Origin of the sequence: Kosakonia sp. ML.JS2a (genome assembly GCF_025642095.1) — a bacterium.
Classification (GTDB): Bacteria; Pseudomonadota; Gammaproteobacteria; order Enterobacterales; family Enterobacteriaceae.
The window spans coordinates 656870-676924 of record NZ_CP106754.1 but is presented as its reverse complement, the minus strand read 5'-3'; the positions used below and the strand labels follow the sequence as shown (position 1 = coordinate 676924).

Below are 20055 nucleotides of genomic sequence, written 5' to 3'. Positions count from 1 at the left end.
AACGATTTTTGAATCCCATCACAATCATTCGCTCCCGCTTTTCCCTTTTTGTCCGGGACGGCTACAGTAGAACTCATCCGACCACATAACAATTATTTTACATTGGAAGAGAGCATGCGCCACTACCCGTCGTTGTTCGCCCCGCTGGATTTGGGCTTTACCACGCTAAAAAACCGTGTACTGATGGGCTCGATGCACACCGGGCTGGAAGAGCGCCCTGACGGCGCAGAGCGGCTGGCGGCCTTTTACGCCGAGCGCGCACGGCACGGCGTAGCGCTGATTGTCACTGGTGGCGTCGCCCCTGCGCTTTCGGGCGTCACCATGGAAGGCGGCGCGGTATTGTGCGACAGCAGCCAGCTACCCCATCACCGGCAAATCACCGATGCGGTCCATCAGGAAGGTGGCAAAATCGCACTCCAGATCCTGCATACCGGGCGCTATAGCTATCAGCCGCACCTGGTCGCGCCGTCTGCGCTACAGGCGCCGATCAACCGTTTCACGCCGCATGCCCTCACGCACGATGAGATCCTCGCGCTGATTGCTGACTTTGCCCGTTGCGCACAACTGGCGCAGCAGGCCGGATATGACGGCGTGGAAGTGATGGGTTCCGAAGGCTATTTGATCAATGAATTCCTCGCTGCGCGGACTAACCAGCGTGAGGATGCGTGGGGCGGCGATGCCACCCGGCGCATGCGGTTTGCCCTGGAAGTGGTGCGCGCGGTGCGTGAAGCCGTGGGCCGCGAGTTTATTATTATTTACCGTTTGTCGATGCTGGATTTGGTGGAAGGCGGTGCGACGCTGGACGAGACCATCACGCTGGCAAAAGCGGTGGAAGCCGCAGGGGCAACCCTTATTAATACCGGTATCGGCTGGCATGAAGCGCGCATTCCGACGATAGCCACGCCGGTACCACGCGGCGCGTTTAGCTGGGTGACGCGTAAATTAAAAGGCCAGGTGGGCGTGCCATTGATCACCACTAACCGCATTAACGATCCCCAGGTCGCGGAAGCGATCCTCGCCCACGGCGATGCCGATATGGTCTCGATGGCGCGCCCGTTTCTCGCCGATGCGGCGTTCGTGTCAAAAGCGCAGGAGGGCCGCGCGGACGAAATCAACACCTGCATCGGCTGCAACCAGGCCTGCCTCGATCAAATCTTCGTTGGCAAAGTCACTTCCTGCCTCGTTAACCCCCGCGCCTGCCATGAAACCCGGATGCCTGTCATTCCGGCGCTGCACAAGAAAAACCTCGCCGTGGTCGGCGCAGGCCCGGCGGGGTTAGCGTTCGCGATAAATGCCGCCGCCCGTGGCCACAGCGTAACGCTGTTCGATGCACAGGCGGAGATCGGCGGCCAGTTCAACATCGCCAAACAGATCCCCGGCAAAGAGGAGTTCTATGAAACGCTGCGCTACTACCGCCGAATGATTGCGCTGACCGGCGTTGAGTTATGCCTGAATCAGCGCGTTTCTCCGGCCATGTTAACGTTGTTTGATGAAGTGGTTCTCGCCTGCGGCATTGAACCACGCATTCCGCCCATTCCCGGTATTGATCACCCCAAGGTGCTGAGTTATCTCGATGTATTGCGCGACAAAGTCCCGGTGGGTGAAAGCGTGGCCATCATCGGCTGCGGGGGCATCGGTTTTGATACAGCGATGTATTTGAGCCAGCCAGGCGAACCCACCAGCCAGAATATCGCCGAGTTTTGCGTGGAGTGGGGTATTGATACCAGCCTGCAAAATGTGGGAGGGCTGCGCCCGGAAGGGCCGCAACTGCCAAAAAGCCCGCGCCGTATCGTGATGCTACAACGTAAAACCAGTAAACCCGGTGAAGGTCTGGGCAAAACCACTGGCTGGATCCACCGCGCAACCTTGCTGTCGCGCGGGGTGAAAATGATCCCCGGCGTAAGCTATCAGAAGATCGATGATGCCGGTCTGCACCTGTTGATCAACGGTGAACCGCAACTGATTGCGGCGGATCAAGTGATTATCTGCGCCGGGCAGGAACCGCGTCGTGAGCTGGCGGATCCGCTACGGGAAGCGGGTAAAACGGTGCATTTAATTGGCGGGTGCGATGTGGCGCTGGAGCTGGATGCGCGCCGGGCAATTGCGCAAGGGACAAAACTGGCGCTGGAAATCTAGGTTAGCCGACTGCCGGAGGGCGCTGATGCCTGTCCGGCAGGACGGTTCACGGCATTAACGTTTTTTACGCACTTTCACCGCTTTCAGGATGACAAACTTGTTGTTGGTCGCCAGCGTTTCGCAGTTGCCGAACACCTTCTTCAGCTTACGGAAATAGTCCAGATGCCGGTTACCGACAATACGCAGTTCGCCCCCGTATTTCAGGCAACGACGCGCATCATTAAACATCTGCCAGGCAATATGATCGGTGATGGCGCTTTGCTGATGAAACGGCGGGTTGCACAGCACAGCGTCAAAACGATCCGGCTCCACGCCAGACAACGCGTTGTTGATCATGTAATCACAACGCGAGATATCCGCCGGTAAGTTGGACTCCACATTGAGCCGGGAAGAGGCGACCGCCATCGCCGACTCATCCACAAACAGCACGCGGCTGCCCGGATTTTGCGCCAGCAGTTGCAGACCAATCACGCCATTGCCGCAGCCGAGATCGACCATTTCCCCTTCCACGCCTTCCGGTAAGTGTTGCAGGAAAAAGCGAGCGCCAATATCAAGACCGCTGCGCGAAAAGACGTTGGCGTGGTTATGGATGGTCCAGTCGGTGCCGTCCAGTTTCCAGCTCACCAGCGGGGACGCATCCGCCAGTTCCGGCGCGCTGAATGTACAGTTGATCAAGCGCGCCTTTTTCCACGCCAGCGTGGTGGTGGTTGGCCCAAGGATCGTTTCAAACAGCGCCAGCGTGGAGTTATGCACATCACGCGATTTCGCCCCGGCGATAATGCGCGTCTGCGGTGTCACCACCTGACGCAGCGCGCGCAACTGCTGTTCCAGCAATGCCAGGTGTTTCGGTACTTTGATCAGCACCAGCGCCGGATTAGCGGGCAGCGGGCTAAGGCTGTCTTGCTGCGTGACGGTGTTTTCATCAAGCGCGTTGATGCGCAGGTTATGCTGTGTGGCCAGCTCAGCAATGTACGAATCGTTTACGCTGACCGGGTGATGTTGCGACAGCGCGCACGCCAGCGCACCAAAGCTATCGTTGAAGATGAGCACCGGGCCAGTGACCTCATTCACCTGCTGCAGCAGATATTCGTCCGCCGCGTCCCATGCCTGTAATGACGCATCTTCCACGCCGACCGGGAATCTGTCTAAAGTGAACAACTGTCCGTTTAACTCAACCTGGCTCATCACCCCTCCGCAATGCTAAAATTCGCGCGTTTTATCGCTTAAATACGTCGGGAAGTAAACACATTTCGCCATGAACACGCTCACTTACCTTCAGGGCTATCCTGAAAACCTGCTGGCGCAGGTAACCGCATTGATTGAACAGAACCGCTTAGGCGAGGTGCTGCAAAAACGCTATCCCGGCAGCCACGGCATTACCACCGACAAAGCGCTGTATCAGTACACGCTGGAGATGAAAAACCAGTATCTGCGTAACGCCGCACCGGTCAATAAAGTGATGTACGACAGCAAAATCCATGTGCTCAATAACGCCCTCGGTCTGCATACTGCGGTATCACGCGTGCAGGGCGGTAAGCTGAAAGCCAAAGCGGAAATTCGTGTGGCGACGGTGTTTCGCGACGCGCCGGAAGCCTTTCTGCGGATGATTGTGGTGCATGAGCTGGCGCACCTGAAGGAGAAAGATCACAACAAAGCGTTTTATCAGTTGTGCTGTCATATGGAACCGCAATATCACCAGCTCGAGTTCGATACCCGCCTGTGGCTGACGCATCTTGCGTTGAAATAACCCGCCGGGCAAAAAACTGGTAGTCTGGGGGTCACCCTTTTTCGCCCCTAGTGATGCCCATGTACAACATTGATGATTTCGACCTGAAGATCCTGACGCTGTTGCAGTCAAATGGCCGCCTGACAAATCAGGAGTTGAGTGAACTGATTGGTTTGTCGGCATCGCAGTGCTCCAGGCGACGTATTGCGCTGGAGCAGGCGCAGCTTATTCTGGGTTATCACGCCAGGCTGGCGCCGGATGCTGTGGGTCAGGAGATGCTGGGACTGATTGAAGTGCGTCTGTTGAACCATACGCCGGAGTGCGTGGCAAGCTTTCACCAGATGGTCAGCGGCGTCGATGCCATTCTTGATGCCTACAAAACCACGGGCGACAACGACTATTTGCTGAAGGTGGCTGTGTCGGATCTGCCGGGGCTTAACCATGTGATCAGCGGCATTCTGGCGCAGAATAAGAGCGTGGCGCACCTGAAAACCTCCGTCGTGCTTCATCGACTGAAAGAGAACGGGTTGTCGATGCCTGGAAGCAATACACTGCCCTGATTTGGGGCGCAATGCCCCAAAACCGTGCAAAGACACGACCATTTCACGCATGGTAGATCGATAAAACGCACAAAACACACCTAAAACACCCACAAAACGCACACATCATGCATTCCGTTCTTTTTTGACATTTCAAACTGTTAGCGTCTGCGGCGTCTGTTTTTCCGCCATTTAACGCGATCCGTAGGCGGCCTGGTGCACTTATTGCAGGTGATACTTATCTTTATCACTTAATAAATAGTGCACCCTTATGGATAACGTCCTCACCCCGACTAAACTCACGCACACCTGGCTGGAAGATGCGCTGGCGTTGTTATTTGGCACACTGATGATCTCCTTTGGCGTGGTGCTATTTCGCCAGTCAGGCGCGCTGACCGGCGGCACGGCGGGGCTGGCCTTTCTGATCCACTACACCACGCACATTTCGTTTGGCGTCGCCTTCTTTGTGATTAACCTGCCCTTTTACTGGTTATCCGTACGCCGTATGGGGGCGCAGTTTACGCTGAAGACCTTTTGCGCCGTGGCGATGGTGTCGATCTTTTCCGATTTGCATGGCCGTTTTATTCATATCGACCAGTTAAACCCGTTCTACGCCACGCTGTTTGCCAACATCATGATGGGGGTGGGTTTCGTGGTGCTGTTCCGCCATAAGGCCAGCCTGGGCGGCATGAACATTCTGGCGCTCTATCTGCAAGAGAAAAGCGGCATCCGCGCCGGTAAATTCCAGATGGTGGTGGATGCCTGCATCGTAACGGCATCGCTGTTTGTGGTGAGCCTCCCGATGCTGGTGGTGTCTGTTGTTGGCGCTACGCTGCTGAATTTGATTATCGCCATGAATCACCGGCCAGGTCGTTACGCGGGCTAAGGCCAGCGCCGTGAGTCAATGCATCGTCATACCGCCGGTCACGTTAATCGCCTGACCGGTCATGTACGATGCGAGCGGACTGGCAAGAAAAGCCACCACGTTCGCCACATCCAGTGGCTGCGCAGTACGCCCCAGCAGCACCTGCGAACAATCCTCCGCATAAATGTCATCCGCCGTTAAGCCGCGTAAGGCTGCGCCTTGCTGGCGTTCACGCCATTTCATCTCCGTTTCTACAATCCCCGGACAAACAGCATTCACCAGGATATTGTGTTGCGCCAGTTCAATCGCCATCACCCGCGTCAGCCCCAGCACCGCATGCTTGGACGCGACATATTGTCCCATCAGGCGGTAACCATTTTTCCCGGCCTGCGAGGCGATATTGATGATCCGCCCGGCGCGCTGCGTTTTCATGATGCGGATAGCCGCTTCCGACAAATAACTGAGCCCCTTAACATTAACGTCGAGGATACGCTGCCAGTCCCTTTCCTGCATCGCATCCACCGGGCTCATCGCCGAGACGCCACAGCTATTCACCAGAATATCGACGCCGCCGAACACCTCCCTGGCGGTAGTGATCAATGCCTGCGCATCCGTGCGGGAAGCTACATCACAGGGTTGCACAACATAGCGTCTATCCCGCTCGGGTTTCACAACGGCGATGTCCCCCACCACCACATTCGCGCCGCCGATATGCAGCAAATCAGCGATGGCTTTGCCAATACCCTGTAGACCGCCGCTTACCACGGCGGTTTGCCCGCTGAAATCAAGGGCTATCATGGTTATCCCCGGCGAAACGGGTCATCGCTGATCCCGGCGTCAAGCACCCACTTCGCGTATTCCTGCGCGGAAAACAGCGAGTGATCGCGATAGTTGCCGCACGCCAGCGGGGTGACCGCCGGGACATCGGTGGCATCCAGCACGCGGCGCAATACACGCGTCAGCGCAGCGGCAATATCGGCGGGCGGGTGTTCATCCCACAGGATCAGATAAAAACCGGTTCGGCAACCCATCGGTGAAATATCAATCACCCCATCCAATTCCTCGCGCAGGCCGAACGCCAACAGATGCTCCAGCGTGTGCAATGCGGCGGTGGGAATGGCGTCGGCATTCGGCTGCAGGAAGCGCAAATCAAACTTCTGCACCACGCTGCCCAACGCATGGCGCTCCAGACCGGCAACGCGGACATACGGAGCTTTAACTTTGGTATGGTCGAGCGTAAAACTTTCCACAACAGGCATAATTTTCTCCTCAGGGTTACCGCGACTACTCGCGGCGCAAACGGCGCGCCAGACGGGTGCCGAGGGTCTGGATTAACTGCACAATGACAATCAGAATTAAGGCGGTAACCAGCGTGGCGAACGCATCGAATCGCTGGTAACCGTAGGTGATGGCCAGGTCGCCGATCCCACCGCCGCCGACCGTCCCGGCCATGGCGGTTGCGCCCAGCAAACCGATGGTGGCGGTGGTCAGCGCCAGAATCAGGGATGAGGCCGCTTCCGGCAGCATAAAGTGCCAGATGGTTTGCAGCGCCGTTGCCCCCATAGCATCCGCTGCTTCCAGAATGCCATCATCAATATCCAGCAACGCGCTCTCCACCAGCCGCGAGATATAAGGCGCGATAAACACAATCAACGGCACTATCGCCCCGGCGGTGCCGATGGTGGTGCCAACCAGCAAGCGGGTGAACGGCAGGATGGTGATCAGCAGGATGATAAATGGCAGTGAGCGCACTACGTTTATCAGCGGATTCAGTAGCTGATGCACAACGCGGTTCGGCACAATGCCGCCGGGCCGACAAACGACCAGCGCAATCCCTAACGGGATGCCAAACAGTGAACCGAACCCTAACGACACGCAAACCATCACCAGCGTGTCATGCAGCGCCAGCGTGAACTGATCGCCGGTTACGGCAGTATCAAATAATTCAAACATCGCTGATTTTCACTCCCGCCAGGCGAAGATAGTCAATTGCGCCGTTTACCTGCGTATCTTCGCCCTGGATCTGCACGATCATAAAACCGAGAATACGGTTCTGGACTTCCGACATGCTGGCAAACAGGATATTGATCTCAATGGCGTACTCTTTAATGACGCGATTGATGATCGGCTGCTGCGCCGTGCCGCCGACAAACTCAAGTCGTAGCCCTCGCCCGCTCCCCTGCAATAATGCTTCTGCCTTCGCCGGTAACCTGTCGTGGATCACTGACTGCACAAAGCTGGCCGTCACCGCATGCCGGGGTTCGGCAAACAGCGCATACACATCGCCGTGCTCCACCACCCGGCCCTTTTCCATCACGGCCACCTTGTTACAGATCTTCTGCACCACCGACATTTCATGTGTGATCAGGACAATAGTGATGCCATAGCGCAGGTTAATCTCTTTAAGCAGCAGCAAAATTTGTACGGTGGTATGCGGATCCAGCGCCGAAGTGGCTTCATCGCACAGCAGGACAGATGGGTTGGTCGCCAGCGCCCGGGCAATGCCGACACGTTGTTTCTGCCCGCCGGAGAGCTCATCCGGAAAGCTGTGCGCCTTGTCGCCAAGGTTGACGAAGTCCAGCAGTTCCGCCACTCGCGCCTGAATAAAGGCGTGATCCTTTCCCTGGAGAATCAACGGGATGGCGACGTTATGAAACACGGTTTTCGCATTCAGCAAATTGAAGTTCTGGAAGATCATGCCAATGTCTTTTTTAATCGCTTGTAGCCGTTTCGCGCTCACGTCTTGCAGGGATTCACCGTTCAGCATGACCTCGCCTGTCCCTGGCGTTTCGAGACGATTGATTAAACGTAGCAAGGTACTTTTTCCTGCACCGCTGTAACCAATAATCCCGAAAATATCGCCTTGTTCTATTTTCAGATTAATATTATCCAACGCCAGGATTGCATTTCCTTTTCTGGCAAAGGTTTTACTGACGTTACGAAACTCAATCATCGGTCTGTTTATTTCAAATAATCCGGCAGCAGATAGCCGTTATATTGCTGCTGCGCCAGAATGTACTGTTTAAATGCCGCAGAGTGATAGCCAGCAACAATATCTTTAGCAAACTGTGCATCTTTATTTTTACCGGCAATAGTCACCACATTAATAAAATTACTGGTAGGATCTTCAAGTTTCAGCGCCGAAGACAGTTTAATCCCGCTGGATACTGCGAAATTTCCCTGAATAAGACCATAATCGACATCCGGAAGTGCCCGAACCTGCTGGGCGTTATCCATCTCTTTCAGCACAATCTTATAGGGATTTTCATTGATATTGCGCTGAGAAAAGGTCGCCGGATCGCTTTTTGGATCGACTTTAATCCAGCCTAAACTTTGCAGCACCAGCGCAGCGCGATATTCGTTAGAAGGTTGGTTCGGCACCGATACTGTGGTGCCCGCTGCAGGCGTACTCAGTTGCTTCACCTTGTTGGAATAGAGCCCCATTGGCGGCGTGGGAACCTGTACAATGCCGATATTGTCGATACCCAGCCGCTCGTTCACCGACTTCAGGTACACCGGGTGCTGCATAATATTGGCGTCGATATTGCCACGCGCGACCGCATCATTGACCTGAATGCCGTCGCTGAAATCTTTAAATTCGACGGTATAGCCTTTCGCTTTCAGAAAAGGTACTACGCCTTTTTCAAATTGCTCTTTATAGGGACCGGGGTTAAACCCCACACGGATGATTTTATTTTCCGCTAACGCCAGAGACGATGAGGTGGATAAGACTGCAAAAATAACGCCCAATATCACTGGCTTGTTCATTAATAATGTCCCCTATGGATGTCTATTTAATGCGATTAAATCACAGAGAATCCTTTTTTAATTTGCTTTTTTGTCATAACGATAATTGTAAAATGGATATTCAATAACGTGAAAACAATAGCTGTTTTTCTTCTTTAGTGAACCGGCGTTTTACTGTTATGCCATACAGAACGCCGAACGTCATAATGAGTAAACTATGCCTGACTTTTCCCCTTCGCCATTAATCGACTCGCTGGAAGAAAACCTGTTCAGCGCACTCGAAAAACAGGCCGCCGACATTGATGCCACACACTTGCCGCTGATCGATCTTTCCAGCGGCAGCCCTGGCCTGCCAACGCCGCCAGAAATCATTGCCCGGTTGCAGGAAGCCGTCTCGGATGAAGCCAATCACGGTTACCCCTCCTTTTGGGGCAAAGCCCAGGTACGCCAGGCGATCGCCCGCTTTTATCAACGGCAGTACGGCGTGGAACTGGATCCGGAACACGAGATTGCTGTGTTTCAGGGATCGCATATTGGCGTCAGCGGCATTCCCCGTGCGCTGCTGAAACCGGGGCAATACTTGATCTCGACCGATCCCTGTTACCCTATTTATCGCTCGGCAGCACACCAGGCGCAGGCGCGGTTTTATGGTATCCCCCTTGATGAAGCGAGTGACTTTTTACCCGACTTTTCGCGCATTCCCGATGCCATTGCTCGCGACAGTGGTTTGCTGATGCTCAACTATCCGCATAACCCTACCGGTGCGCTGGCAACACCGGAGCTGTTCCGCGCAGCGCTGGATTTTGCCCGTGAACACCACATTCCGCTGGTACATGATTTTGCCTATGCAGCCATCGGCAGCAACCCGGATGAGACGCCGCTGAGCCTGCTGGCCATGCCGGGAGGGAAAGAGTGGGGAGTGGAAACCTATACGCTGTCTAAAACGTTCAGCATGGCGGGGTGGCGGTTTGGTTTCGCCGTCGGCAATGCGTCGATTATTCGGGCCTTCAAAAAGCTGCATACGCACAGCTACAGCACCGTTTTCGGCGCCGTACAGGATGCAGCGATCACCGCCCTTGAACTGCCGCCACAGCGTATGCAGCAACGGGTGGCTGTCTATCACCAGCGCCGCGCGTGGGTGCTGGAAACACTGGCGTCAATGTCATGGCCGGTACGCGCCAGACAGGGCACATTTTTTCTCTGGCTTGCCGTGCCGCCAGGGCACAATGCAACAACATTTTCCGCGCTGTTGCTGCACAAGGCGCATGTGCTGGTAGCGCCAGGTTCCGGGTTTGGTAAAGCAGGGGAAAACCATATTCGTATCAGCCTGACAGCAGGAGATGACGCGCTGAAAAACGCGCTGGCGCGTATCGCTGCACTGAGGTTGTTTTCTCCTTAAGGCCATTTGTGCTTCTGCGTGGCAGTGCACTGGTTTTGTCATGCTGTCGTGGTAGAGTGACAAAAGACCCCCATTACGGAGAATCAGCGCCTGTATGATACGTTTCGCTGTCATAGGCACCAACTGGATCACCCGCCAGTTTGTCGATGCCGCCCATGAAACGGGCAAATATAAACTCACCGCCGTTTTTTCCCGCAGCCTTGAACAGGCGCAAGCGTTCGCCAGCGATTACCCTGTCGAACACCTGTTTACCTCTCTCGACGAGATGGCGCAAAGCGATGCGATTGACGCGGTGTATATTGCCAGTCCTAACTCCCTGCACTTCCCGCAAACCCGTCTTTTCCTCAGCCACAAAAAACATGTGATCTGTGAAAAACCGCTGGCCTCAAATCTGCGGGAAGTGGACGCCGCTATTGCCTGCGCGCGGGAGAATCAGGTGGTGCTGTTCGAAGCGTTTAAAACCGCCAGCCTGCCCAATTTCATCCTGCTGAAACAGTCGCTGGCGAAGGCCGGTAAAGTGCGTAAAGCCTTTATCAACTACTGCCAGTACTCTTCCCGCTACCAGCGTTACCTGGACGGTGAAAACCCGAATACCTTTAATCCGGCATTCTCTAACGGCTCGATTATGGATATTGGTTTCTACTGTCTGGCATCCGCCGTGGCGCTGTGGGGCGAGCCGCATGCCGTGCATGCCACGGCCAGTAAGCTTGAGAGCGGCGTTGATGCACACGGTGTGGTGGTGATGGATTACGGCGATTTCAGCGTAACATTACAGCACTCCAAAGTGAGTGATTCCGTGCTACCCAGCGAAATCCAGGGCGAAGCCGGTTCACTGGTGGTCGAGAAGATCTCCGAATGCCAGAAAGTGTCATTTGTGCCGCGTGGCGGTAAAGCACAGGATCTGACGCTACCACAGCACATCAACACCATGCTGTATGAGGCGGACGTTTTTGCCCAACTGGTGGAAGATAACCAGGTCAACCATCCGGGGCTGGATGTCAGCCGCATCACCGCAAAACTGCAAACGGAGATCCGCCGCCAGACCGGCGTGGTTTTCCCGGCGGATGATGTCAGCCAGCAACTCCCCGCGTAAAGGTTCGTAAGCAGGGCGTGCGTATTATTGACGGAGTGAATACTCTGACATATTTTGTTACCTGCAAAGGGGAGTAACTTCATTGCCGGTGGATCGTCATTACGATGCGTATATGCATCCGGTCGCCGGGCGTCTTTACCGACGTAAGTGAGACCTTGCCGGAAGGCGAGGAACCATTGCATCTAAAGCAAGCGGCTAACGTCTTCTGACGTTGGCCGTTTTTGTTTTTAGGTAAGGAACTGATGATGAATAGTGTCGGCACACCGATGTTATGGGGCGGATTCGCCATTGTGGTGGCAATTATGCTGGCCATCGACCTTCTGCTTCAGGGGCGTCGCGGCGTCCACACGATGACCATGAAGCAGGCGGCCGTCTGGTCGGTGGTATGGGTAAGTCTCTCTTTGCTGTTCAATGCCGCGTTCTGGTGGTATCTGACGCAGACCGAAGGCCGCGCCGTTGCGGATACGCAAGCGCTGGCATTTCTCACGGGTTATTTGATTGAAAAGGCGCTGGCGGTTGATAACGTCTTTGTCTGGTTGATGTTATTCAGCTACTTCGCCGTGCCCGCCGCGTTGCAGCGCCGCGTGTTGATCTACGGTGTCCTCGGGGCGATCGTGCTGCGTACCCTCATGATCTTCGCGGGAAGCTGGCTGATCAGTCAGTTCTCGTGGCTGCTGTACGTGTTTGGCGCGTTCCTGCTGTTTACCGGCGTGAAGATGGCGCTGGCGAAAGAGGATGAAACCGGGATCGGCGATAAGCCGCTGGTGCGCTGGCTGCGGGGACACCTGCGCATGACGGACAGCATTGAAAATGAGCACTTCTTCGTGCGCAAAAACGGGCTGCTGTTTGCCACGCCGCTGCTGCTGGTGCTGATTCTGGTGGAACTGAGCGATGTGATTTTCGCGGTCGACAGCATCCCGGCGATTTTTGCCGTCACCACCGATCCCTTTATTGTGCTGACCTCGAACCTGTTCGCCATTTTAGGGTTACGCGCCATGTACTTCCTGCTGGCGGGCGTGGCAGAGCGCTTCTCGATGCTTAAGTACGGCTTGTCGGTGATCCTGGTGTTTATCGGCATCAAGATGCTGATTGTCGACTTCTTCCATATCCCGATCGCCATTTCGCTTGGCGTGGTGGGCGGGATCCTCGCCATGACGCTGCTGGTCAACGCCTGGGTTAATTACCGAAACGACAAGAAAAACGCGGCCAGCTAACAGGGGCCTGCCGTCAACGGGCGGCAGGCGTCTTCACACTCTGCGCGGTTTCGACTTTAAACGGGTCGATGCCGCGTTTTTGCATTCGCCAGAAACGGATGATATTCAGCCCGTTCATGATAAGAAAGCTGCCTTCAATCAATGAGCCGCCAATCGATCCGAGCCAGATATTGTGGATCACCCAACAGCCAGTTGAACACCAGATCACACAGCGCATCGGCAGACCTTTAAAACGGAACAGCGCCCAGGTGCTGACGATAGTGCCCGCCACAGGCAACAGCTCCATCGGATGGTGAAATTTCGCCAACCCCAACCCACCGGTCAGCACGATAAACAGAGCCATCACCCACAGACTGCGGGTGCGCAAGGTAATCAACGTACGGACGGCGTTGAGCATAGCGCTCGAACCGGCAGGAAACGCCCCCATCAGAAAAAAGTGGACGCCAATAATGGCGCTATACACCGAGAGCTGTTTTTTAAACCGTCGTTCATCACGGTTAATAAACGTGGTAATGCCAATCAGAAAAGCAATGACACCCACACCCTGGGCAAGCCAATACGCGGTCATGGAAAATCCTTGAAGGGTAGATAAAAAAAGAAACGGCCTCTATTAGAGCGCCGTTTTTATTATGGAATCTACCTGCGTTACCAAAAAGATTTCGCACCGTGGCAAGGCGGAGTCCCCACTCAACCCCGGAAACTGACACCTCAGCAACCGGGGTGAATAAGCGCAGCCATGGCGCGAAAGCGAACGGTAACTTACAGGGTTACGCCGCTTTTGAAGATCGCCAGTTCACGGAAATCGTTCTTCTCGTTGCAGGTCTGCTGACCGTTCGCGATAGCCACAATCACATCGACAAACTCGTTCAGCAGTTGCGGCATCGCTTTGCCGTGGATCAACTGACCGGCATCGAAGTCGATCCAGTGTTTTTTCTTCGCCGCCAGTTCGCTATTGGTGGCGATTTTCACTGTCGGTACAAAACCGCCGTAAGGCGTACCGCGACCAGTGCTGAACAACACCATGTGGCAGCCCGCTCCCGCCAGTGCGCTGGTCGCAACAGCATCGTTGCCCGGCGCGCTCAGCAGGTTCAGACCGTGGGTTTTCAGCCGTTCGCCATAACGCAGTACATCCACGACCTGGCTGGCACCGGCTTTCTGCGTACAACCCAGAGACTTCTCTTCCAGGGTGGTGATCCCGCCCGCTTTGTTGCCCGGCGATGGGTTCTCGTAAATAGGCTGGTTATGCGCAATAAAGTACTGTTTGAAGTCGTTGACCATGGTAACGGTCTTCTCAAAGGTACTTTCGTCGCGGCAGTGGCTCATCAGGATCTGTTCCGCGCCAAACATCTCCGGCACTTCAGTCAGGACGGTTGTACCGCCGTTACCGATGACATAATCCGAGAAACGCCCCAGCATCGGGTTCGCGGTAATACCGGACAGACCATCGGATCCACCGCATTCCAGACCAAATTTCAGTTCGCTCAGTTTACCCGGTACGCGCTTATCGTTGCGCATGACCTGATACAGCTCGTGCAGATGCTCAAGCCCGGCTTCCACTTCATCGTCCTGGTGTTGGCAAACCATAAAGTGAACGCGCTCAGAGTCGAATTCCCCCAGCGTCTGGCGAAAAGCATCAACCTGGTTGTTTTCGCAACCCAGACCAATCACCAGCACGGCACCCGCATTCGGGTGGCGCACCATGTTTTGCAGCATGGTGCGGGTATTAACGTGATCATCGCCCAGTTGCGAACAGCCATAGGTATGGCTGAACAGGTAGACGCCATCGGTGCCTTCGGCATTTTGCGTCTCTTTCAGGAAACGGTTCTGGATCTGACGGGCAATGCCGTTGACGCAGCCTACCGTTGGCAGGATCCACAGCTCATTACGGATCCCCACTTCACCATTAGCGCGACGGTAGATCTGGATATCCCGGTCCACCGCCTGTGCGCCTTCATCCTGGAAATCAGGTTGATAGCTATACTCGTCCAAATCACTCAGATTGGTACGCGCGTTGTGGGAATGAATGTGCTCGCCCGGCGCGATATCTGACGTCGCGTGGCCAATTGGCAGACCGTATTTAACGACATTTTCGCCTTGAGCAATGGCCTGCAGGGCAAATTTATGCCCACGCACCACCGCCTGACGCAACCGAACGGTCTGGTTGTCGACAACGACTTCCGCGCCTTCGGCGAGATCGGCCAGTGCTACCGCAACGTTATCCAGCGAATGGATCTTGATGTATTGCATATCAACCTCAAACGGCCTTAGTTCAGTTCAATCGCGAAGTAATCACGCGCATTGTTAAAGCAGATATTTTTCACCATCTCGCCCAGCAACTGGATATCCGCCGGCGCTTCGCCCGCTTCGACCCAGTGACCAATCATCTGGCACAGGATGCGACGGAAATATTCGTGGCGGGTGTAAGACAGGAAGCTGCGGCTGTCGGTCAGCATGCCGACGAAACGGCTCAGCAGACCGAGTTGCGCCAGCTGCGTCATTTGACGTTCCATGCCATCTTTCTGATCGTTAAACCACCAGCCGGAACCGAACTGCATTTTGCCCGGCATGCCTTCGCCCTGGAAGTTACCGACCATGGTGCCCAGCACTTCGTTATCACGCGGGTTCAGACAGTAGAGAATGGTTTTTGGCAGCAGGTTCTCTTCGTTCTGTTTGCTTAACAGTTTGGAGAGTTCTTCCGCCAGCGGGCGATCATTGATGGAGTCGAAGCCAACGTCCGGCCCCAGCAGTTTGAACTGACGCAGGTTGTTGTTGCGCAGCGCGCCGATGTGGTACTGCTGTACCCAACCGCGACGGGCATATTCAGCACCCAGCCAGACCAGTACCGCAGTTTTAAACTGCGCCACTTCTTTTTCGCTCAGCGTTGCGCCGGTCAGGCGACGCGCCAGGATGCTATCCAGCTCGGCTTCGCTGGCTTCGGCGAACAGCACAACGTCCAGTGCGTGGTCAGAGACTTTACAGCCATGCGCGGCAAAGTGATCCAGACGTTTGCTCAGGGCAGTTTGCAGATCGGCAAAGCGACGAATGTCGGTGTCGGATACTTCGCCCAGTTTCGCCATGTAATCATTAAAGGTCGCCAGTTCAATATTGAACGCTTTATCCGGACGCCAGCTCGGCAGCACTTTGATGCTGAAGGTGGTGTCTTTGGCAACCGACGCGTGGTGCTCCAGAGAATCGATCGGATCGTCAGTGGTGCCGACCATTTTGACATTCATCTGCTGCATGATGCCGCGCGCGGAGAACTTATCCTGCGCCAGCAATTCGTTACCGCGTTCCCAAATTTCACCGGCAGTAGAAGGCGAAAGCAGCTTACCTGTAATACCAAAAGGACGACGCAGCTCAAGATGCGTCCAGTGGTATAACGGGTTGCCGATCGTGTGCGGCACAGTGGCTGCCCAGGCGTCAAACTTCTCGCGATCGGACGCATCACCGGTACACAGGCGCTCCGGCACACCATTAGTGCGCATTGCACGCCATTTGTAGTGGTCGCCTTTCAGCCAGATGTCATACAAGTTTTTAAAGCGGTAGTTATCTGCAATCTGCTGCGGCGGCAGGTGGCAGTGATAGTCAAAAATCGGCTGATCTTTTGCGTAGTCGTGGTACAGGCGGCGAGCAAATTCAGTGTCCAGGAGAAAATCTTCAGTCATAAACGGAGTCATTATCGTCTTCCTCTCAACGAGTGCGTCTGATGTTTACCTTAGATGCTGACAAAGTTATCACACCAATTTCTATAGCCCGAAGATATTTTCGTGAGTTGGATCAATAAAAGCAGACAAAAATTTACCGTTTGTTCCCGCAAATAGCGCGCCAGACCGCGCTGTATCTGGCTTCTCGCGCCAAAGTTAAAGACCACACAAAGAAAAACACTTTTGTGATGTCACTCACCTTTTCAAGTTGTATGACAAGTTATCTTTCTGCCGTCGAATACATAAGCCGACGGAATGCATTCCCGATAACACGTTGATCGGATTTTTAGGGTACGGATACCGACTTAAACACGCTTACTTATGGCAAGGTTTGGGCCGTACCGGGACTGGCTCCCGGTTACGTCCTCCCGTTTCATCCTTCGAGGGCGATCGCAGGATGACCGCGCAAGCGGTAATAACATAACGATGAGGTTTACATGCGTAAAATCAAAGGATTACGTTGGTACATGATAGCACTGGTGACGGTCGGCACCGTGCTGGGCTACCTGACACGTAACACCGTAGCTGCAGCGGCTCCAACGTTGATGGAAGAGCTGCACATCAGCACTCAGCAATACTCCTATATCATTGCGGCTTATTCCGCGGCTTATACCGTTATGCAGCCTGTTGCAGGCTATGTTCTGGATATTCTTGGCACCAAGATTGGCTACGCCTTCTTCGCCGTGACCTGGGCTGTCTTCTGCGGCGCAACGGCGCTGGCGGGTAGCTGGGGCGGTCTGGCGCTGGCGCGTGGCGCGGTCGGCGCGGCTGAAGCGGCGATGATCCCCGCAGGCCTGAAAGCCGCGTCCGAATGGTTCCCGGCAAAAGAGCGTTCTATTGCCGTTGGCTATTTTAACGTCGGCTCTTCTATCGGTGCGATGATTGCTCCGCCGTTGGTGGTGTGGGCTATCGTGATGCACAGTTGGGAAATGGCGTTCATCATTTCTGGTGTGCTGAGCTTTGCCTGGGCAATGGCGTGGTTGTTCTTTTATAAACACCCGCGCGATCAGAAAAAATTAAGCGAAGAAGAACGTGACTACATCATTGGCGGTCAGGAAGCTCAGCACCAGACCAACAATGGCAAAAAAATGTCACCATGGCAGATCCTGCGCACTCGTCAGTTCTGGGGTATCGCGCTGCCGCGTTTCCTGGCAGAACCGGCCTGGGGTACGTTTAACGCCTGGATCCCGCTGTTCATGTTCAAAGTTTACGGCTTTAACCTGAAAGAAATTGCCATGTTCGCCTGGATGCCGATGCTGTTTGCTGACCTTGGCTGCATCGTGGGTGGTTATCTGCCGCCGCTGTTCCAGCGTATTTTCGGTGTTAACCTGATTGTCTCCCGTAAAATGGTGGTCACCATGGGTGCGGTACTGATGATCGGCCCGGGCATGATCGGCCTGTTCACCAGCCCGTATGTTGCAATTGGTCTGCTGTGCATCGGCGGTTTTGCTCACCAGTCTCTGTCCGGCGCGTTGATTACCCTCTCTTCCGACGTATTTGGTCGTAACGAAGTGGCTACCGCAAACGGCCTGACCGGTATGGCTGCCTGGACCGCAAGTACACTGTTTGCTCTGGTGGTCGGCGCCCTGGCTGACACCATCGGCTTCAGCCCGCTGTTCGCCGTACTGGCGCTGTTCGACGTGCTGGGTGCGATTGTCATCTGGACCGTGCTGAAAAACCAAACAGCGGAAGAGTTTGAGAGAAGCCATTCGGTTGGCAGTACCGCAACACAAAGTTGATTCACCGCATTAATGTTGACAAAAGCCGCCTTGCAGGGCGGCTTTTTCGTTATAGATTGTGGTGAGAATCAGGTAAAAGTGGTATAACAAATCTACTATTGCCCTTCTTTCCCTGGAGCTCATATGGAAATCTCCGAGTCACGACGTTTGTACCAGCAGCTTGCCGCGGAGCTTAAAAGCCGTATTGAGCAAGGCGTGTATCTTGTCGGGGACAAACTGCCCGCCGAACGCTTCATCGCTGATGAAAAAAGCGTAAGCCGGACCGTGGTTCGTGAAGCCATCATCATGCTGGAAGTAGAAGGGTATGTCGAAGTGCGTAAAGGCTCCGGCATCCATGTCATCTCTAACCAGCCGCGGCATACACAAGCGCCGGATGAAAATCTCGAGTTCGCCAATTACGGTCCGTTTGAACTGTTGCAGGCTCGCCAGCTGATTGAAAGTAATATCGCCGAATTCGCCGCTACTCAGGTGACGAAACAGGACATCATGAAGCTGATGGAAATTCAGGATAACGCGCGTAAAGAGAAGTGCTTCCGCGATTCAGAGTGGGATTTGCAGTTCCATGTGCAGGTTGCGCTGGCGACGCAAAACACCGCGCTGGCGGCGATTGTCGAAAAAATGTGGACCCAACGCGTACACAACCCGTACTGGAAAAAACTGCACGATCACATCGACTTACGTACGGTGGATAACTGGTGCGATGACCATGACCAGATCCTGCGGGCGTTAATCCGTAAAGATCCGCACGCGGCAAAACTGGCGATGTGGCAACATCTGGAAAATACCAAACAGATGCTGTTTAACGAAACCAGCGACGATTTTGAATTCAACGCAGACCGCTACCTGTTTGCGGAAAACCCGGTGGTGCATCTCGATACCGCCGCCACCGGCACCAAGTAAAAACGGCTTTCCGGGCGCAGAGTTACGCTGCGCCCGTCGTCGATTTTGGGTAAGTAAAAAGTATAGAGTGTCAGCGTTTGTAAATAGCCTCGCCTCCCCCTCTCCCGACAAGCAAAATCATCACCGAAACGCTTATTTCTGACTGACGTATAACGTCAGCCTTTGTTACAATTGGATGCATTTCGCCATCATGTTAGTTAGTGCTTGCTCCCAGCGTCTTTTCCGGGAATATGCCGCACCGGCGTGTCACGAGCGACCATAATGTATTAAAACACATCGCCGTGCTGTTCCGGGCGTGACGTAAACCGATGTACCAGGAACACTGAATGGAACTTTTAAGCCAATTACTTCATGCCCTCTGGAGCCAGGATTTCGAAACGTTGTCGAATCCAGGCATGATCGGCATGCTTTATTTTGTTTTATTTGTCATTTTATTTCTGGAAAACGGCCTGCTTCCGGCAGCGTTTCTTCCGGGTGACAGCCTGCTGGTATTGATTGGCGTGTTGATTGCCAAAGGTGCGCTGGGTTACCCGCAAACCATCCTTTTACTGACCGCGGCGGCAAGCCTCGGTTGCTGGCTCAGTTACATCCAGGGGCGATGGCTCGGCAATACGCGCCTTGTGCAAAACTGGCTGTCGCATTTACCCGCTCATTATCATCAGCGGGCGCACCATCTGTTTCATAAACACGGGCTTTCTGCGCTGTTGATTGGCCGTTTTATCGCATTTGTTCGTACGCTGTTGCCAACTATTGCCGGACTTTCTGGTCTGAGTAATGCCCGCTTTCAGTTTTTCAACTGGATGAGCGGTCTGTTATGGGTGCTGATCCTGACCTCGCTGGGCTACCTGCTGGGCAAGACGCCGGTGTTTCGCAAATACGAAGACGCACTGATGTCCTGCCTGATGTTGCTTCCGGTAGCGCTGCTGGTGATCGGCCTGATTGGCTCGCTGGTGGTTCTGTGGAAGAAAAAATATGGCAATCGGGGTTAAAAGC

19 protein-coding genes are annotated in these 20055 nt (G+C 54.5%); 10 read left to right on the top strand and 9 right to left on the bottom strand.

Translation table 11 applies throughout. The annotated features are described in order from the left end of the window. The first annotated feature begins 114 nt into the window (after window positions 1-114). Window positions 115-2136 carry an NADPH-dependent 2,4-dienoyl-CoA reductase gene (locus N7922_RS03265; protein ID WP_263099217.1) on the top strand — a complete coding sequence of 674 codons (2022 nt, stop codon included), beginning with the start codon at window positions 115-117 and terminating at the stop codon, window positions 2134-2136. A 54-nt stretch (window positions 2137-2190) separates the two neighbouring features. Here N7922_RS03265 and rlmG read toward each other — a convergent pair whose 3' ends face one another. After that, window positions 2191-3321 (bottom strand): 23S rRNA (guanine(1835)-N(2))-methyltransferase RlmG, encoded by a 1131-nt coding sequence (rlmG, locus tag N7922_RS03260; protein ID WP_263099216.1) that lies wholly within the window; start codon window positions 3319-3321, stop codon window positions 2191-2193. Between the two features lie 70 nt (window positions 3322-3391). Between rlmG and N7922_RS03255 the strand changes: the two genes are divergently transcribed. The 3 genes from N7922_RS03255 to N7922_RS03245 all read left to right on the top strand — a co-directional run bounded on the left by N7922_RS03255 (window position 3392) and on the right by N7922_RS03245 (window position 5287). Then, window positions 3392-3883 (top strand): M48 family metallopeptidase, encoded by a 492-nt coding sequence (locus N7922_RS03255; RefSeq protein ID WP_263099215.1) that lies wholly within the window; start codon window positions 3392-3394, stop codon window positions 3881-3883. A gap of 59 nt (window positions 3884-3942) precedes the next feature. Further along, on the top strand, window positions 3943-4422 hold the full coding sequence (locus tag N7922_RS03250) for an Lrp/AsnC family transcriptional regulator (RefSeq protein WP_061493070.1): 480 nt from the start codon (window positions 3943-3945) through the stop codon (window positions 4420-4422). A 250-nt stretch (window positions 4423-4672) separates the two neighbouring features. Beyond that, entirely contained in the window at window positions 4673-5287 is a 615-nt protein-coding gene (locus tag N7922_RS03245; protein ID WP_263099214.1) for a YitT family protein, read from the top strand. A gap of 15 nt (window positions 5288-5302) precedes the next feature. Here N7922_RS03245 and N7922_RS03240 read toward each other — a convergent pair whose 3' ends face one another. From N7922_RS03240 to N7922_RS03220, 5 genes are read right to left on the bottom strand one after another with little or no spacing between them, the layout of a single operon-like run. Then, window positions 5303-6064, bottom strand: a complete 762-nt coding sequence (locus N7922_RS03240; RefSeq protein WP_263099213.1) for an SDR family NAD(P)-dependent oxidoreductase — start codon at window positions 6062-6064, stop codon at window positions 5303-5305. Window positions 6065-6066: 2 nt separating this feature from the next. Further along, on the bottom strand, window positions 6067-6525 hold the full coding sequence (locus N7922_RS03235; protein ID WP_263099212.1) for an S-ribosylhomocysteine lyase: 459 nt from the start codon (window positions 6523-6525) through the stop codon (window positions 6067-6069). A 25-nt stretch (window positions 6526-6550) separates the two neighbouring features. After that, window positions 6551-7219, bottom strand: a complete 669-nt coding sequence (locus N7922_RS03230) for a methionine ABC transporter permease (RefSeq protein ID WP_263099211.1) — start codon at window positions 7217-7219, stop codon at window positions 6551-6553. Next, window positions 7212-8219 carry a methionine ABC transporter ATP-binding protein gene (locus N7922_RS03225; RefSeq protein ID WP_263099210.1) on the bottom strand — a complete coding sequence of 336 codons (1008 nt, stop codon included), beginning with the start codon at window positions 8217-8219 and terminating at the stop codon, window positions 7212-7214. The genes N7922_RS03230 and N7922_RS03225 overlap by 8 nt, the downstream gene beginning before the upstream one ends. Before the next feature lie 8 nt (window positions 8220-8227). Beyond that, window positions 8228-9034, bottom strand: coding sequence for a MetQ/NlpA family ABC transporter substrate-binding protein (locus N7922_RS03220; RefSeq protein ID WP_263099209.1), 807 nt, complete (start codon window positions 9032-9034; stop codon window positions 8228-8230). A 196-nt stretch (window positions 9035-9230) separates the two neighbouring features. Between N7922_RS03220 and N7922_RS03215 the strand changes: the two genes are divergently transcribed. The 3 genes from N7922_RS03215 to N7922_RS03205 all read left to right on the top strand — a co-directional run bounded on the left by N7922_RS03215 (window position 9231) and on the right by N7922_RS03205 (window position 12719). Further along, complete coding sequence (locus tag N7922_RS03215; RefSeq protein ID WP_263099208.1) at window positions 9231-10412, top strand: aminotransferase class I/II-fold pyridoxal phosphate-dependent enzyme; 1182 nt, start codon at window positions 9231-9233, stop codon at window positions 10410-10412. Window positions 10413-10506: 94 nt separating this feature from the next. Continuing rightward, window positions 10507-11505, top strand: coding sequence for a Gfo/Idh/MocA family protein (locus N7922_RS03210; RefSeq protein ID WP_263099207.1), 999 nt, complete (start codon window positions 10507-10509; stop codon window positions 11503-11505). Window positions 11506-11750: 245 nt separating this feature from the next. Then, window positions 11751-12719 carry a TerC family protein gene (locus tag N7922_RS03205; protein ID WP_263100825.1) on the top strand — a complete coding sequence of 323 codons (969 nt, stop codon included), beginning with the start codon at window positions 11751-11753 and terminating at the stop codon, window positions 12717-12719. Window positions 12720-12732: 13 nt separating this feature from the next. Here N7922_RS03205 and N7922_RS03200 read toward each other — a convergent pair whose 3' ends face one another. The 3 genes from N7922_RS03200 to uxaC form a co-directional block, all read right to left on the bottom strand. Beyond that, entirely contained in the window at window positions 12733-13287 is a 555-nt protein-coding gene (locus N7922_RS03200) for a YgjV family protein (RefSeq protein ID WP_263099206.1), read from the bottom strand. Between the two features lie 191 nt (window positions 13288-13478). Further along, complete coding sequence (locus N7922_RS03195; RefSeq protein ID WP_263099205.1) at window positions 13479-14966, bottom strand: UxaA family hydrolase; 1488 nt, start codon at window positions 14964-14966, stop codon at window positions 13479-13481. Window positions 14967-14983: 17 nt separating this feature from the next. Then, window positions 14984-16396, bottom strand: a complete 1413-nt coding sequence (uxaC, locus tag N7922_RS03190) for a glucuronate isomerase (protein WP_263099204.1) — start codon at window positions 16394-16396, stop codon at window positions 14984-14986. 464 nt (window positions 16397-16860) lie between these two features. Between uxaC and N7922_RS03185 the strand changes: the two genes are divergently transcribed. The 3 genes from N7922_RS03185 (at window position 16861) to yqjA (ending at window position 20051) form a co-directional block, all read left to right on the top strand. Beyond that, the gene (locus tag N7922_RS03185; RefSeq protein ID WP_263099203.1) at window positions 16861-18162 is read left to right on the top strand and encodes an MFS transporter; all 1302 of its coding nucleotides are present in this window, start codon (window positions 16861-16863) and stop codon (window positions 18160-18162) included. Window positions 18163-18285: 123 nt separating this feature from the next. Then, window positions 18286-19062, top strand: a complete 777-nt coding sequence (gene exuR, locus N7922_RS03180; RefSeq protein WP_263099202.1) for a transcriptional regulator ExuR — start codon at window positions 18286-18288, stop codon at window positions 19060-19062. Between the two features lie 326 nt (window positions 19063-19388). Further along, window positions 19389-20051, top strand: a complete 663-nt coding sequence (yqjA, locus tag N7922_RS03175) for a DedA family general envelope maintenance protein YqjA (RefSeq protein ID WP_263099201.1) — start codon at window positions 19389-19391, stop codon at window positions 20049-20051. The last annotated feature ends 4 nt before the right edge of the window (window positions 20052-20055 follow it).